Source organism: Chryseobacterium tongliaonense, assembly GCF_041224435.1.
GTDB lineage: Bacteria > Bacteroidota > Bacteroidia > Flavobacteriales > Weeksellaceae > Chryseobacterium > Chryseobacterium tongliaoense.
Genome location: NZ_JBGFFD010000005.1, coordinates 277,627 through 292,549 on the forward strand (window position 1 = coordinate 277,627; position 14,923 = coordinate 292,549).

Sequence of the window (14,923 nt, forward strand, 5' to 3'; positions counted from 1 at the left end):
TCATGAATAAAAATACACCTCTGAATACAGGAATGCATCCTGATTTAAAAACAGAAGTAGCCATTATCGGTGCCGGAACTTCCGGATTATATACCGCTTATCGCCTTGTAACCGATAAAAAGTTTACAGTGGGCGAAGTACAAATTTTTGATATGAACAGTAAACTGGGCGGAAGGCTGGAATCAGTCATTATGCCGGGAATGAATTTCTGGGGCGAACTGGGAGGTATGCGCTACCTTACTTCTCAGGAGATTGTGACCACATTAATTGAAGGTTATCCGCTTAAAGAACAGGATCCCGCTAAACGTATCCCTGTCCTGAAAGATAAAATGACCCCTATTCCGTTTCCTATGGGCGATCCGACAAAACTGCTTATGTATCTTCGAAAAGAGCGTTTTAAACAGGACACCTGGAATGTAGCCCAGGGAGAAAATAAAAAATTGCCGACCCGGTATTATCTGAATGATGATGATTATGGTTTCAGCTCAGACCAATTGTTTAACAAAATTATTTATGATGTTTTAATGGCTGATCCGTGGGTAGCTCAAACCTATGGTAATAAAATCATCAGAGGGTCTTCTCCTTATGATTATTCTTTTGAATTGAACAGCAAAGACTGGGATGATATAAAGCCGAAACTGGCATACAATTTTCCTAATTCTCCCTATGATGGGCGTAAAGTAAATGATCTGGGATTCTGGAATTTAATTAAGGACCAGGTTTCACAGGAGGGCTACGAGTTTTTAGCGAATGCAGGCGGATATTATTCCAATACAATCAACTGGAATTCAGCAGAAGCATTTCCTTATATGGTGGGCGATTTTTCTGCAGGAACAATTTACAAAACCATTGAAGAAGGCTATGACAGCATAGCGTATGCAATAGCTAATTCTTATATGGAACACGACGGCGCCTGCATCTGGTCTGAAAATAGGCTGCTTACCTTCACCAAGCAACATCCTTTAACCCATACTCATAAATACCAGCTGACCTTTCTTAATCTGAAAACCAATACCCAATGGAAAGTATATGCAAACCGATTGGTTCTTGCCATGCCGAGAAAATCCCTTGAGCTTCTGGACCAGAATAATTTCTTTTTCAATACTAATGAAAATTCAGTTCTGAATGAAAATATCCGTTCTGTTATTATGGAGCCGGCCTTTAAAATATTAATGGGCTTTGAGTATCCGTGGTGGAAAGAACTGGGAATTGATTCCGGACATTCCATTACAGATTTACCCATGAGACAGTGCTATTATTTCGGTACAGATCCTCAGACTGATAATTCGATGCTGCTGGGAAGTTACGGAGATATGGAAACCGAGACTTTCTGGAAAGCACTTTCTGATGACAAGTTGCTTTTTGAAGTAAAAGCTGCCAGATCAGCATCACTGAAAGAACTTCATCAGCTGGATGATGTTCAGGCTACAAAACTGATGGTAGGTGAATTAATGAATCAGCTTCGGGAGCTTCACGGCCAGGATGTAACGATACCTGAGCCGTATGTAACTTATTTCAAAGACTGGACCGATGATCCTTTTGGTGCAGGATACCACGCCTGGAAAGCCGGTTACTCGGTGAAAAATGTGATGCCTTATATGAGAAAACCGGTAGCTGATGAGCAGATCCATATTTGCGGTGAGGCCTATTCCGATCAGCAGGGCTGGGTTGAAGGCGCTTTCTGTGAAGCGGAAAAAATGCTCCAGGAATATTTTGGACTGGATCGTCCCATCTGGCTGAGCCCGGATTATTATTTGGGCTGGTAAATCATAACTAAAAGATACTATATTGAATAAAGCTTCAGATTTTCTGAAGCTTTATTCATAATAAGAAGTATATTTTTTAGTAAACAGTCACCGGGCCTACCAGTCCCATAGATTGTAATGGCTGGTCTTTTCTTTTCAGATTCGTCCAATACTGGGCAACCACATTTTCTTTAAGGGTTTTCATATAATTGACCATCACTGTAACTACTTTAATTTCGATTTCATTCACTCCTTCACGAAGCAAATTGTTTATCGGATAAATTCTTTGTCCGAACCATTGTGTTCCCGCTTCTGCTCCGTTAACATGTACTTCACAAATTCCATACACATTTCCCAGGTTCAGGTAATTTAAGGTGGGATGATCTGTTAGCTGAAATGTATTGCGGTAAATTATCGTTCCGGCAAAATGGGAATATGCAGGCAACTCTTTAAGGTCAGCCAGTTGATCCAGCTCCTCTTTTTTAACCGTCCCATCATAGTGCCTGAATTCAACTTCCCATTTATTGTCAAGTTCTTTTGAATTCTTTCCGGCTAAAGGACTGGCTTTCCAGGCAATCCCTTTTTTATGATGATCAAAGACAATCAGTTTAGAATCTGCCGGGCCTAAATTGATATGCAAATGCTCATCATGTAGTTCCAGTTTAAAACGTTTACCCGTTACTGCATCCCATAACCAGGCCTGTTTGTGTCTGATCACATTTTTATCAAATGTAATATCAAGTGGTGTGCTGTGTTTGCTGCTCGAATTATTAAACAGAAAAAGCTCAGCTTCATCAACTTGGTAGCGTACCTGTGAGATAAACGTCTTCGGCTCACGGATTTTTACGTAAGGCTTAATGCTATATTTTTCCTGAACATTTTTATACCAATTCAGGAAATCAGATGCAGGTTTATTTAAGAAAATAAATCGGTCCGGATAAGCCTTCATTTTGCTGATCCAGTCTTGCACTTCCCTATCTCTTTTTTCATAATCGCTCCAACCCGTAGAGCAGTCCGGAACAGCTTCAATGCAAAAAACTCTTCCGCCGTTATCTACAAATTTATACAGTTTTTCAGCTGTGGTTGTATCCAGGCTATGCACTTCAATCAGAAATAAGGTGTGATATTTTCTTTTTCCATAAGTGAGGAAACCTTTCTTTACATCTGCATCTTTAATCACTCGCTCAGAAATATAATCACACGCATTGCCATTCTGATGAATAGATTCCCAGATTAAAGCCTGGTAAGCCGGCGACACCATAGTAGGAAAAGGCTCATTCTGTGCCCCATACTCCGACCACTGATCTGCAAAAGGCGCTAAAAGGGCAATATCTGCAAACATCGTCGCCTGCTGCAATACGGCAGACAATCTTGCACGATAATCTGCATAATGCTTAAAATAGGGCCAGATCGTGTTTTTCTCATTGAAATATCCACCATAGGTAATCCAGCCGGGAAAGGCTGCTTCCGGCGGAGAATAATTAAACCCGTGAAAAATGGGATGGGTAACTCCTGATATTGTACTCTGATCGCCTGCTATTTTCAGAATTTCCAGTGCTTCGTTAAAAACCATATCTGTATTGGTGAGCTCTTCGGAACTGATCAGCTTTTTATCTTTTAAATGGGCAGCTGAGGAAACTATTTTGTTGATCATGGTATTTCCCCGGCCCTGATGCCATGGATATTGCATGAATTTTTCTTCACTGATATCTTCTCCTATACCGTATTTCAGCCAGGTTTCACATTCGGGGATATCCAATTCAAAGCTTCCTTCCAGCGGAAAATAGCCGCGTCCATAGGCCTGTGCTCTTGATTTTATGTTATTGTCTTTACACCATTTTGCAAAGGTATTCACAAATCTTTCCTCGAATATTTCGGCTTTGGTCAGTTCAAAATCATAGCGCATCCGGTCTGTCATCTTTTTAAATCCCGGACCCATTTTAACAGGGTAAAGGATATTGACACCTGTGGTATTTCCCATGCTGCCGGTTTTAAACAGGACAAAAGGCAAATAAGGATATAAATCGTATCCCCGTCTTTTTTTAAACTCGCTCATCATATCACGACTCCAGTTGGCACCTTCCGTCTCAAGACTATCGATGAAAAAAGACCGTACGTCAGGTGCAAGCGGACCTGTTTTTTGCTGAATAGTGTCGCTCATCCTATTGAGGTACTTCTTTATGGCAGCAGTATCATAATGGTTTAACACCGGACCCATTCCGCCCGGAGCACCCTGAATAACATTCATAAAGCGCTCTATTTTAACCAATCCATAAACAGCAAAGTCACCTTTGGGTATGGAAACTTTGATCATTCCTGTTTTAATCTGGTCCGACAGATTGATTACTTCGTCCAGGTTGTTAAGCGGATCAGGTACGAGTTTTACTTCCAGCATTTCCATCGTTCTTCCGCTGTATGGATTGGTAATGGCAGGATCAGCTTCTTTATAGAGATCAAACAGTGAGAATTCTGTTGTCAGCGGACCTTTTATTTTTTTCACAGCCAAAACCACAATCTGTGAACATTCTTCTTTCTCCAGAAAATCACCCCCCATAGGAAACCCGGTACCAACGAGCAAATCACAGATCATTCCTAATGATTTAGCTTCTTCAAGGGTAAACTTCAACAATTCAATCCATTCATCACTCAGCCATTCCACACTTGGCTTATTCATATCATCAGTACGTAAAGGAAATGATATCGGATTAATTTCTACACCCCCGATGCCTGCCTCTTTTAAAATCCTGAGCTCGCGGGCGAGTTCTGCTTTTTCTATTTTATTGCCATTCCACCACCAGCGCACAAACGGACGGTAGTGATTTTCCGGTTTACTGAATATTTCAAACAGTGATCTATGTTGTGGTAAATTTCCATCTGCCAGCATTCCATGCATATATGAAGGCAACGAATTCGCTAACATTAAACCGGGTACCGCAGCTGAACACTGTTTCAAAAAGTCTCTTCTTTTCATGAATGGCTTGAATTGCAATAATTATTCAGACCAAATTTAATAGATTTGCTAACAATATTACAGCTTTGCCGAAAAATAAATACAATACAGCTATTCTGTTTACAAAAACATGGAAAAAAAGCATGACTTGAAAGAACTTGCCGCTGTTTTCCTTAAATTAGGATTTACAGCCTTTGGCGGACCTGCTGCCCATATTGCCATGATGCAACAGGAAGTAGTAACAAAACGGCAATGGATGTCTGAAGAACATTTCCTTGATCTTATAGGAGCCACCAACCTGATACCTGGACCTAACAGCACAGAAATGGCCATCCATATCGGGCAGGACAGAGCCGGCTGGAAAGGATTAATTATAGCAGGTCTGTGTTTTATATGTCCTGCGGTTATCATTACCTTATTTTTTGCATGGATATATAAACAATACGGCCAGCTTCCTGAAGTACAACCTTTTATTTACGGAATAAAACCGGCAATAATAGCTGTGATATTGGCAGCAATTTATCCATTGGCAAAAAAATCATTGAAAAGCTTTCAACTATGGGCTATCGGCGGCATTGTACTGGTAATGTCCATATGGGGAATCAATGAGATTTTTCTGTTATTCGGGGCCGGTATATTGGGTATGATGCTGTATCTCATGACTAAGCGGTCTACCATGCATTCGTTTATTCCTTTTGCTTTACTGCAAATTTCAGATTTTGGTATAGTCTCAGCTAAGAATCTTAATCTTTTCCTGATCTTCCTGAAAATCGGTGCCATACTTTATGGCAGCGGATATGTACTGTTTGCTTTTTTGGATGCCGAGCTGGTAACAACGGGTTTACTGACAAGACAGCAGCTGATAGATGCCATTGCTGTAGGACAATTCACACCCGGGCCTGTTTTTTCTTCCGTTACTTTTATCGGATACCAGATTAATGGAATTTCAGGCGCCATTATTTCTACTGTAGCTATTTTTCTTCCTTCATTTATATTTGTAGCACTGCTTCATCCACTGATGAAAAGAATACGTAATTCAAAACTGCTATCTGCATTCTTAGACGCAGTAAATGTAGCTTCCGTAACCATTATTGTTATGGTATGTTACGAGATGGCGAAAGACAGTATCGTTGACTGGCGTACCATAGTGATTGCAATAACCAGTCTATTCGTTGTCTTTAAATTCAATAAAATTAATACTGCATTTATTGTATTGGGTGGCGGGATATTGGGATATTTACTTTTTAACATTTGAAGCCCATCTGAACCTTAACAATATTTTCCAGAAATTCTTTCTGCAACTAAGATCTTTTCAGTTTCCAACATTTTTATTAAAATCATGAAAATAACTATATTTTTTATCATAAATCTATGCTAATTATAAAACAATATCTATTAATTACATTGTGGCATAATATTTTAATAAATTAAGAAAAACAGTATTATGAATACAATTAAAAAAATCGGCCTCGTTGTTCTTCTGGGATCATTTGTTTTTTCCTGTGCTCCCAGACTGAAACCTAATGGAAATCATGGGCTTCCTCCGGGGCAGGTAAAAAAAGTAACCGGAGCCAAGTCAGCAAAACATTATGCTCCCGGACAATACAAAAAATAATATATTTCTGATTCCTGTTTAGTGCACAACTGGTGATCAAATCTATATGATAAATAGTATTTGGTAAACTCTATAAAAAAAGCCTTTAAATACATTATTTAAAGGCTTTTTTATTTTCAGTCTATGATGGCTACTCAAACCTATGGAATTCATCCCAGTGATATCTGTTACTATGACAGTTAAATGTTTACCTGAAAAGAATTTAATTCTGACAAGGTCATAAGGCAAAAGCTTAATTCTCAGAGATTTTTGCAGTGGAAATGTATTATTAAATTGAATCATTAATCTCGGTAAATGGATGCAAATGATATTTTATAAAACAATTCAATTACTTCCCAATTCACTTTAATAAACAACTTAAAGACATTTTGATAAGACATCAATTTTTACTTTATCTGTATTAAAATATAACAGATTAGCTAATAATTAGTTAGTAAACAGCTTAAAATAGCAATAAAACAATAACAGCAACAAAATACACACAAACAACTAATAATCAAATATATACATTTTAAAATATAACAATTTTTAACCTAAAAAAACAATAATGATAACAATTTTTAACACCTGAAAATCAACAAATATTTGTAGTTCTATTTAGTTTTACCGAGTCATTTTATACTGATTTAAAAATATAAAATTACATGCCTATTTTAAATTAAGTGAGGTTATTCTTGAATTACTTCCCGGAAAAAATGAATAATTCCCTGTTAGATTGGTTTTTGTTTGCATAAGTAGGTATTGGTATTCAAAAAAAATTGAAGGGAATTGGATAATATTAATAAAGCGGATGATCATCTTAAAAAAACAGATGTTGATTACAATTGAATGAATATCTGCATTTACGTAGGAGATATGAAAATATAATACCAATTTGATTTTATTATTAAATGATGTATAACTGAAATTTACCGCCCAAATAAAAATAAAAGGATTCTAAAAACACAATTTATTTATGAAAATTTTATCACTACAAAAGCTCCGCCTATCTATTCACAAAACAGTGGGGGTAGGTGGATTGGGCACTTGCAAAATTAATAACAGACTTCTACATAACGCTTTATGTACTCTATTAAAAAATTTTTCTACAACTTAACAATTTATTTATTAAAAGAAACACGAAAAATTAAAAAAATGAAAAAATTATTCATATCAGCCGGTATTTTATTTTCAGTTGCTGCTTATTCCCAGGTGGGCATTAATACCCAAACGCCAAAGGGTACCCTGGATGTTACCGCAAAAAAAACAGACGGAACCACTGCTGAAGGTTTCATTGCCCCGCGTCTTACCGGAGACCAGATCAAAGCAGCCGATGCACAATATGGTACTGCCCAGAAAGGTATCATCATATATGCTACTGCGGCAGTAGGGACTTCAAGTACCAAAACTGCTAACATCACCAGTGAAGGATACTATTATTTTGACGGAAGCCTCTGGCAAAAGGTAGGTAGCTCTTCTGCAGCAGCAGGATGGGGACTGACCGGCAACACGGGCACAGCAGCAGCCACCAACTTTGTGGGTACTACAGATAACGTAGATTTTGTAACCCGTACCAACAATACTGAAAAGATGCGTATCACTGCTGCTGGTAATGCAGGTATCGGAACCTCTATACCCGGAACTTCACTCGATGTAAACGGTGCAATCACCAACCGTGAAACCGCAGTAGCTGTTGCAGGAAATGCTGCTACCATTGCAGCCAATACCTCACAAGTACAGCTCACCGGAGCTGCTACTGCCAATATAGCAGTTACTGCTCCTGCAGCTCCCAATGCAGGGCAGCGTCTGATCGTTTATAACAATACAACCGGAGGTTTCCCTGCTGTACTCAACAGCATACAGGTACCTATGGGCCAGGCTATTGAATTCGTATATAGTAACAGTGGCTGGAGAGCTACTAATGGTGGTGGTACAACAACTTCAAATAATAACTGGGGACTGACCGGTAACACCGGCACAGCAGCAGCCACCAACTTTGTGGGTACTACAGATAACGTAGATTTTGTAACCCGCACCAACAATACTGAAAAAATGCGTGTAACCAGCACAGGTAATGTGGGGATCAACAATACTACGCCTGCGGTTAATCTGGAGATCGGTAACAATACAACTAACTCAGCTAATCCTACCCTTCGTCTTCATAGCAACGGAAATGCCTATGGCAGTGGTGGTGTACTGCAATTCCGGGAATCGGATGCAAGCTATGGATTGAATATACGTCATGAGACAGGAAGTACTACCAATGCGGTAGAAGGGCTTTACTTTAATACTGTAACTTCAGGTACAGAAGCCACTACCCCAATACTAATGCTGGATCAAACTAATAACAAAGTGGGAGTAGGCGTTGCTGCCCCTGCTGCAACTCTGGACGTGACAGGTAAACCGACAGACACCACAGTATTGGACGGGGTCATTCCACCTAGAATCACGGGAAGTCAGCTGAGGGCAAAAACGTACACCGCTTCCCAAACAGGAGCTATAGTATATGCAACTGCCGCAGATACAGCTCCAAGCGGACAGACAGTCAATGTAACACAAGCAGGTAATTACTATTTTGATGGTACAGTCTGGAAAGGATTTCAAGCCACAACAGCTACAACAGGAAGTACTATTTATAAAAATCTAAACCAGACAATTACGGCAAGCACAAGTACTGCACCCTTTAATGTTGGAGATTTTGAATTTAAAATTGTTCCAGACCCAACATCTTCTGGATATCACAAACCTCAAATCAGGTGGACCGGCTCAGGAACAAGGCAATATGCAACAATAACCACTTTAATGTGGCAGCCAGGTGGAGCAGCCGGTCAGAGCACCAATGGAAGTGTCGGTGGATCAGCAAGTAATTCTTTCAGTGATATTCCAGGATACAGCTGGGGCAATACTTCATATATGGTAGCTACTATCCGCATTTATGATCAGGTTGCAAATAAATATTACAACTATGAAGTAAGCAGGATTACAAAAGGTGCCCAATACTTTATTTTTCAAAAATGTGATGTTTTTTAAGGTAACTTCAATATGATGCAAAAAAGTTATTGGCCAGCCAAACAGGTAAGTCATTGGACGGTTATGCTTATGATCAGAAATGATCATAGAACACTAATATAAAATTTATTTAGGATTTTCGATAATAAAAATTGGGAATATCCGGAACTTAATTTTGTGAAATTTTTTCAAAATGTGATTTAAGTTACTTCAGCCTTACAGTATTAGAATTGAAATATTTTATATTGTCCGGCTGAAGTTTTTTTAAGAAAGACTTATCTCCGGAAAGTGAAATTTTAGGATATATGAATACCTCAGTATGTTATCAGAAAACAGGCGGTCTCTGGCAACTATTTAAAGATTGATTAAAACAAATCAATGAAAAATTTTGAACACATCCATATTGGAGATCTAATCAGTAAACGGGTAAAGGAACTAGGTGTAAATGAACATCGCATATGCAGTTTCCTCAAATGTACTGAAAAGGAAATCGGGGAAATGTACAGATCGGAAAACCTTTCTACCAAAATATTACTGCGGTGGAGCAAGCTTCTTGAATATGATTTTTTTAGAATTTACAGTCAACATCTTATCCTGTTCTCCCCTCCTTCCAGTGGTAAAAAGCCTGAAAAAAACACGCAACTTCCCCAATTCAGAAAAAACCTCTATACGAAGGAAATCATAGACTTTATACTGGAACTTATAGAGAAGGGAGAAAAAACAAAAGAACAGATCATACGAGAATATAAGATACCCAAAACTACTTTATACAAGTGGATTCATAAACAAAAAAAATAAAATATTGTAAAAATAAAAACATAATCATTAAAGGTAAAAACATCAACTCTTTGTAATGTGTTATTAGCCATTTATAATAAAAAACTTAAAAATATTTTTATGAAAAATGTAACTCCCGATTATAAACGTATTTATATTGATATTATAGAAAAGAAATTTCCTCAAAAAAGAAAATTCTGTGAAAAAATTTTAAACAAAAGCAAACTTTCCATCTTAGATATCATACAACTCAATGCTCTTATATTTGAGCATACGAAAAAAGAAACATCCAAGATCAATCAACAACTTCGTTCGTATGATCAACAATCAATTTTTGAGATTCTTGAATATCAAAAAAAAAATAATTATTCTAATACCCAGCTTGCCCAATATTTTAAGCTGAGCAGAAATACAGTTGCAAAATGGAAAAAGCTGTACACATAGGTCTTGTATTTACATATCAGATTCTCAGGATAAAGTAATTCCATCCCTACAACCAGTCACATTATCCAATTAACTATCATATACTTACACACAAAAGATGATGAAAAATTTCATTATTCTAACAGGGGTTTCATTTTTATTTACGGGTATTATTTATAGATACCGGACTATCCGTCAAAAAAATTCTGTTAATAAGAAATCTGCAAACAAAGAATCGATTGAAGCTATTCATAATTTACTCGCATGGATTCTGATTTTAATTGGTGCATTTCTTATTATGATTCACTGGATTTTTAAAAACTGAAAATGATCAACTTATGAAATTTTTTCTATTGCTATTTTATTTGTTCTTATGTGTTTCCTGCGCGGAAAAAGATGATGCAAATGAATATTTCTATAATTTAACGCAAGAGCTTTCACCAATTTATAAAGAGCCCGGTAAGATTAAGGCAATCCAAAAAAGGGAATTTGCAAAGTTCAAAACGACCAAAGATGAAAAATACCTGATAAGTTCCAGATATGCAGAATTTTTTTTAAAAGAGCATAATGATTCTAAACAGGTTCCTGTTGTATTTGAGCTGCTGAAGCTTAATAATGACAGGTATACATTTATTTCAATGATCTGCAACTTTAACCTCGCCCTGGAGCTTGAAAATACGTCACCAAAACTCGCCATGCAGTTTCTTGACAATAGTATAAAATTTGACAGGGAGCTCAATAAAACATATTATCTCACCCATTTATACCATGCTAAAGGAAGGTTTTATTATAATGACAAAAATTATTCTAAAGCAATGTATTATTTCCGGCAGGCCCTTAAAAACTTCACCCCTGATCAGAAATTATATATTGCCTCTATGCATAATAATTTCGGGCTTACCTATGCTCAATTGAAAAAGCCGGATCTTGCCCTCGAAGAAACTAAAAAAGGGATTAAAATTCTGGAAAGTAAAAAGAATCCGAATAAAGAAGAAACCGAATTTCTTAATTCAATGAAAGACAATCTTGGCTGGTACTTTTATCAGCTGAAAGATGATAAAAACGCCGAAAAATTTCTGATCCAACAATTTGATTATTATAAAGACAGAAAAGAATATAATCATTTGAGCATCCAAACAGCGAGAAAATTATTTGTTATTTACGCTCAAACGGGACAAAATGATCAACAGAAAAAGATTATTGATTATCTGCTCAATATTGAACCCCAATTACATAATATCACTGATAAAATTTCATTATATGAAATCCTTCAAAGCTATTATACCGGAAATAATAATTTAAGGGAGCTGAAGATTACTTCTATAAAACTCACTGAATTATACCATGTATTTAATGATGAAAATAAACAAAATATACAGGAAATTTCTGATAATCTGAATACCTTAATCATTAAAAATATTGACAATAAATACGAATATGACATCCGGTTTCAAAAAAAACAAAAACTGTGGTTAGCAAGCCTTGCTATTTTATGCATCATTATTCTGACCATCATTATTTTCAATATAAGAATCAAAATAAAAAACGAAAAGAAAATAACACAAAAACAAAAAGAACTGTTTCAAAGTAATGAGAAAATCCTGGAACAGGATAAGAATTTACAAAAAGAAATAATAAAAAACCTGCATCGGACCCTTAGCCTCAAAATTGATGCTGAAAACATTTTACTGGAAAGCCTGAAAAAAACAAAAAATAAACAAAATGCAGATACGGAACAATTATTAAAAGACCTGCTTTTAAAAGTAAATAACCTCATTTTGATTGATAAAAGAAGCTACAATTCTTTCAACGAAAGCGTTATGGAAAATAAATTATTTGTTGAAAGGCTATCTAACCGTTGCACTGGTCTTACGAATAAAGAATTAAAACTTTGTACTTATTTTGTTATGAACCTCTCTTCTAAAGAAATTGCGGCTCTTGAAAATACAACCACAGGAACTATAAGAGTTTACAAAACAAAAATAAAATCCAAGCTTGGATTGATTAAGGATGATGACCTCTCAGCTTTCCTTAACAGCATTTAGTTTCTAATTTAAATTGATAATTAGTTGCGCTTTACAAAACAAATTTATCTTAGATCACTTCTGATATATTCTTATTTTTGCAAAGAATCAAGTGACAAAATTCTTTATTTCTACATATGAACAATCAAATTGGGGTGGTTTCTACATTTTCTGAACTTATAAATACCGATTTTCAGGGAACTATGAATGCAATATGCTGGAAGAGAAATCTGGCTGGAGATTTTAAAGAAATCGTATCCAAACTTCAATTAAAAGAGAATATTACAGAAGTATCCGTTGAAGACCTTTCAGAACTAAAACTATCGGAAAAAGGCAATATTGCAAGAGAAACGATCTTAAAAGATTTACAGTCATTAACAGATTTCGGCGCATCACCTACTCTCAATTTACTCAAAAGTTACGAACGGGATGATGAGTTCGATTTTATTTCAACAGATGTATATTCGTTTCATGTCGATCGTTCCCCTATTATGACAGACACATTTTTATGTACCTATCACGGTGCTGCCAGTGAGATCCTACCCAATAATCAGGCTGAACAAAAAATTCTGATTCCGGAAATCCGGGCAAAGCTTAAGGAATTATATGACGGTCCGGAAGCGGTATTTGAAACCTTCCTGAAAGACTATTTCTTTGATCTGCATTATCAGCCTAAACCCAATGCAAAACCTGTCAATCTGGAATCAGGACATCTTTGGCGATTGGCGGTGGACCATCCCGGACAAAAGGTTTTACCCTGTGTTCATAGAGCTCCTGTTGAAAATGACGGTGAATATCGGCTGCTGTTGATTTGCTAATGATTGTTTTAATGGCATCCTTCCTAATGCAAAATATGAACGTTAAAATGAATTATCTTTATCAATTATAAAAAATATGAAGCTAGAATTATATCAAATAGATGCATTTACAGATGAGCTTTTCAGAGGAAATCCCGCATGTGTTGTGCCTTTAGAAAATTGGCTGCCGGATGAAATCCTTTTAAAAATAGCCCGGGAAAATGCAGTTGCTGAAACAGCCTTTTTTATCAATAATGGTAAAGATGTCCATTTACGCTGGTTTACTCCCGAATTTGAAATGGACCTATGTGGCCATGCTACTCTTGCAACAGCCCATTGCTTGATTTCAATTCTAAATTATGGCAGCAATAAAATAATATTTGAAACAAAAAGCGGCCAGCTTCAGGTCATCCTCAAAGATGATGTCTATTATCTTGATTTTCCTTCAAGAATGCCAATAAAATCAGATTTACCGGATATTATTTCAAGGTCATTAAGCATTCAGCCAAAAGAAATATTTGAATCAAGGGATTACATTCTTGTTTATGATACGGAAGATGATATAAGAAACATTAAAATAGACAGATCAATATTCGACCTTATTAATTTAGATCCAGGTGGGGTCATAGTAACATCAAAAGGTACTAACAGTGATTTTGTTTCAAGGTTTTTCACACCGCAGGCAAGCATTCTTGAAGATCCCGTGACAGGCTCCGCGCATTGCTCGCTAATTCCTTTCTGGTCAGAAAGACTTGGAAAAAAAGACCTTTTTGCTATACAGCTTTCTGAAAGACAGGGACAATTATACTGCGAAAATCAAAATGACAGAGTCATAATTGCCGGTAAGGCAAGAACTTATTTTATGGGATATTTATGGACTGAATAATAATCCACGATAGTTGATGTTTTCCAAAGCTGCTTACTTCTGCAATCCTTTTTACTCCGATAAGCTGGTGACGTACAATCCGATCATGAAACGGACGAAATTCCATCACGTTATATTTTCCTTCATAACCTTTTTCAGAACGGAAGGGATATTGATACAATGACGTTCTTTAATTTTGAATTTTCATATATCTATTAAGATTAATTACTTTATTATCTTTAGAATGATATGCCACTTCAACATAAAAATTAAACAACTCGTATAATGTAAACTCAACCTCACCCTTCAGTGAAGAACTGATTCGCTTCCCCTTGCTAAAAACAATATTATATTGCTCATTTTCTGACAGTTGTATGAATTCATAAAAAGACAATATTTTCATTTAATTAAACTTAAAAATCAAAAATAATAAATCCCTAACTATTCAAACAGCTCTTTATATTAAAATTATGTAAACTTTATTTTTTGGAGTAAAAAATTGTAATTTATGCAAAGGCAAATCGGTTTATATACGGTGCGAATACCACAAAACATTTAACCGATTACAAATATATGATACCGACAAACTCATATCTGAATAACTTTATCGAATACCTTTTTTCAGAAGTTCCGGAAATTGATTGGTACCCTGGGAAAGCAATGGGAGCCTACCCGATCTTTTATTCTTTTCGTTCAAAATTAAAAGTAAAGAGAGCTGCATTTCCAATCTTCATTGCGT

11 protein-coding genes are annotated in these 14,923 nt (G+C 36.4%); 9 read left to right on the forward strand and 2 right to left on the reverse strand.

Annotated features, from left to right (window positions below):
• The first annotated feature begins 2 nt into the window (after window positions 1–2).
• On the forward strand, window positions 3–1,766 hold the full coding sequence (locus tag AB8P06_RS12960; RefSeq protein WP_369842342.1) for a flavin monoamine oxidase family protein: 1,764 nt from the start codon (window positions 3–5) through the stop codon (window positions 1,764–1,766).
• Window positions 1,767–1,842: 76 nt separating this feature from the next.
• On the opposite strand, the gene AB8P06_RS12965 is transcribed toward AB8P06_RS12960, so the two are convergent.
• Complete coding sequence (locus tag AB8P06_RS12965; RefSeq protein ID WP_369842343.1) at window positions 1,843–4,716, reverse strand: glycosyl hydrolase; 2,874 nt, start codon at window positions 4,714–4,716, stop codon at window positions 1,843–1,845.
• Between the two features lie 109 nt (window positions 4,717–4,825).
• On the opposite strand from AB8P06_RS12965, the gene chrA reads away from it, so the two are divergent.
• From chrA to AB8P06_RS13005, 8 genes are all read left to right on the forward strand, one after another.
• Entirely contained in the window at window positions 4,826–5,950 is a 1,125-nt protein-coding gene (chrA, locus tag AB8P06_RS12970; protein WP_369842345.1) for a chromate efflux transporter, read from the forward strand.
• Window positions 5,951–6,139: 189 nt separating this feature from the next.
• Complete coding sequence (locus tag AB8P06_RS12975; protein ID WP_369842347.1) at window positions 6,140–6,310, forward strand: hypothetical protein; 171 nt, start codon at window positions 6,140–6,142, stop codon at window positions 6,308–6,310.
• 1,134 nt (window positions 6,311–7,444) lie between these two features.
• Window positions 7,445–9,319, forward strand: a complete 1,875-nt coding sequence (locus tag AB8P06_RS12980; RefSeq protein WP_369842349.1) for a phage tail-like protein — start codon at window positions 7,445–7,447, stop codon at window positions 9,317–9,319.
• 357 nt (window positions 9,320–9,676) lie between these two features.
• Entirely contained in the window at window positions 9,677–10,096 is a 420-nt protein-coding gene (locus AB8P06_RS12985; RefSeq protein WP_369842351.1) for a helix-turn-helix domain-containing protein, read from the forward strand.
• A gap of 99 nt (window positions 10,097–10,195) precedes the next feature.
• Window positions 10,196–10,519, forward strand: a complete 324-nt coding sequence (locus tag AB8P06_RS12990) for a helix-turn-helix domain-containing protein (protein ID WP_369842352.1) — start codon at window positions 10,196–10,198, stop codon at window positions 10,517–10,519.
• Between the two features lie 317 nt (window positions 10,520–10,836).
• Entirely contained in the window at window positions 10,837–12,543 is a 1,707-nt protein-coding gene (locus AB8P06_RS12995) for a hypothetical protein (RefSeq protein ID WP_369842354.1), read from the forward strand.
• Between the two features lie 116 nt (window positions 12,544–12,659).
• The gene (locus tag AB8P06_RS13000; protein WP_369842355.1) at window positions 12,660–13,340 is read left to right on the forward strand and encodes a DUF1826 domain-containing protein; all 681 of its coding nucleotides are present in this window, start codon (window positions 12,660–12,662) and stop codon (window positions 13,338–13,340) included.
• A 76-nt stretch (window positions 13,341–13,416) separates the two neighbouring features.
• Window positions 13,417–14,205, forward strand: coding sequence for a PhzF family phenazine biosynthesis protein (locus AB8P06_RS13005; protein ID WP_369842357.1), 789 nt, complete (start codon window positions 13,417–13,419; stop codon window positions 14,203–14,205).
• On the opposite strand, the gene AB8P06_RS13010 is transcribed toward AB8P06_RS13005, so the two are convergent.
• The gene (locus tag AB8P06_RS13010) at window positions 14,180–14,365 is read right to left on the reverse strand and encodes a hypothetical protein (protein ID WP_369842359.1); all 186 of its coding nucleotides are present in this window, start codon (window positions 14,363–14,365) and stop codon (window positions 14,180–14,182) included. The genes AB8P06_RS13005 and AB8P06_RS13010 overlap by 26 nt on opposite strands.
• Between the last annotated feature and the right edge of the window lie 558 nt (window positions 14,366–14,923).